2 tRNA genes and 2 rRNA genes are annotated in these 2,123 nt (G+C 51.7%); all 4 read right to left on the bottom strand.

Annotation, left to right across the window (positions count from 1 at the left end):
• Positions 1-952: ribosomal RNA gene (locus tag G6K99_RS23165) — 23S ribosomal RNA — on the bottom strand; the annotation flags it as partial.
• Between the two features lie 574 nt (positions 953-1,526).
• Positions 1,527-1,602: transfer RNA gene (locus tag G6K99_RS23160), tRNA-Ala, on the bottom strand.
• Between the two features lie 125 nt (positions 1,603-1,727).
• Positions 1,728-1,804 (bottom strand) — tRNA-Ile (locus G6K99_RS23155).
• A gap of 237 nt (positions 1,805-2,041) precedes the next feature.
• Positions 2,042-2,123, bottom strand: a 16S ribosomal RNA gene (locus tag G6K99_RS23150); the annotation flags it as partial.

The following is a 2,123-nucleotide window of genomic DNA, read 5'->3' as shown; positions in this document are numbered from 1 at the left end:
TCAGTAAGACGGTGAGTCCCCATAGCCCATCCAGTGCTCTACCCCCGAGGGTATTCGGTCGACGCTCTACCTAAATAGATTTCGCGGAGAACCAGCTATCTCCGAGTTTGATTGGCCTTTCACCCCTAGCCACAAGTCATCCCAATCTATTGCAACAGATGCGGGTTCGGCCCTCCAGTTGGTGTTACCCAACCTTCAGCCTGCTCATGGCTAGATCACTCGGTTTCGGGTCTAATGCATCTAACTAAATCGCCCTATTCAGACTCGCTTTCGCTGCGCCTACACCTACCGGCTTAAGCTTGCTAGATACACTAAGTCGTTGACCCATTATACAAAAGGTACGCCGTCAGGCCCCTTACTAAAAAGAGCGCCCTCCGACTGCTTGTAGGCATCCGGTTTCAGGTTCTATTTCACTCCCCTTGTCGGGGTGCTTTTCACCTTTCCCTCACGGTACTTGTTCGCTATCGGTCATGCACGAGTACTTAGGCTTGGAGAGTGGTCTCCCCATGTTCAGACAGGATTTCACGTGTCCCGCCCTACTCAAGGACAATGTCTGTTCTACGCTTACGGGGCTATCACCCACTCTAGCCAGGCTTTCCAACCTGTTCAGCTTTATTCAACATTGCCACTGGCCTGGTCCGCGTTCGCTCGCCACTACTTACGGAGTCTCGGTTGATGTCCTTTCCTTCAGGTACTTAGATGTTTCAGTTCCCTGAGTTCGCTTCTTACACCCTATGTATTCAGGTGTAGATACCTTATTGATAATACCTAGAAATCTAAACCGTCCCGAAAGACGACTTAAACTTTCTAGGTATTTAAGGTGGGTTGCCCCATTCGGAGATCCATGGATCAAAGCTTATTCGCAGCTCCCCACGGCTTTTCGCAGCGTATCACGTCCTTCTTCGCCTGTGCATGCCAAGGCATCCACCAAATGCCCTTAAAACACTTCATCGTTCTCATTGCCAATGCTCATCAATATAGCTCACCCCAGAGGAGCAAGCGGAAGGGCTACCTTTTACAACCCAACCTTCTCATGATGCCATCAACGTGTTCGATCAGGCCACTTTATTGGAACCACGCCGAGCGGTTCACTTGTGTCCTGATCTTTAAGACCAGCTTCTCGAGATTAAATCCGGGTCCGCGCGGTTAGCAAACGGACATCAATAAGTCGTCAGAGGTGGTTTAGGGCCAAGCCCCAAAACACCAACAACGACCGACCAGAGTGACATGCTTCCTACCTACTCCAGCTCTTCCTCCAGATCCGACCGGCTAGGTCATCCTTGGTATCATCAGAACCGGGCTCGGACATCTTTGGGCTTCAAAACCCAAAAATACCTGGAAGCATCCAGATCAATCTTCTCTTCACAATTTTGCAGAACAGGCAGCACTCCTAAAAGTGATGCAAACTTTTATTTCTTCAGAAGACAATGGAGCCTCAACAGCCAACGAAGCGAAGCTTCGCAAGGCCAGAGGCCGGCCGTCCGCAGGCAGCGCTCAAAGAGCGCGCTCGCCGTCAGGACCAAATATGGTGGAGCTTAACGGGATCGAACCGTTGACCCCCTGCTTGCAAAGCAGGTGCTCTCCCAGCTGAGCTAAAGCCCCAATCGTTTCAACGGAGGCAAAAGCCAATAGGAATTAGCATAAAGCCCGTCCATCAACACCATAACCCACACGATCTTATCGACTGCGTCCGCCACCCCGACCAGCACCACATTCACCAAGATGAATGGTGGGCCCGGGTAGACTCGAACTACCGACCCCACGCTTATCAAGCGTGTGCTCTAACCAACTGAGCTACGGGCCCATTCAGTCAAACCGGTCGTGCGGTTTTTTGTCTTCATGAAGAAAGAGAAACGTAGTCGGCGGTACCTCGCCATACCGATCACATATGGACCGAATGAACGATCCGTGGTCGGCGTATTGCGTTTGCGATGGTCGCCTGACTGGCGCCATCTATGTTCTAAAAAGCACGGGAAGGTTCATCCAGGGCCATATCTTGCGATACGTGCCTGGCGTCTTACCAGTTCCACAGCTTCCTTAGAAAGGAGGTGATCCAGCCGCAGGTTCCCCTACGGCTACCTTGTTACGACTTCACCCCAGTCGCTGACCCTACCGTGGTTAGC

Source organism: Neorhizobium sp. AL 9.2.2, assembly GCF_013317225.1.
Taxonomy (GTDB): domain Bacteria; phylum Pseudomonadota; class Alphaproteobacteria; order Rhizobiales; family Rhizobiaceae; genus Neorhizobium; species Neorhizobium soli.
Note: the sequence above shows the minus strand (reverse complement) of the source record. Positions and strands in the feature narration are given on the sequence as shown.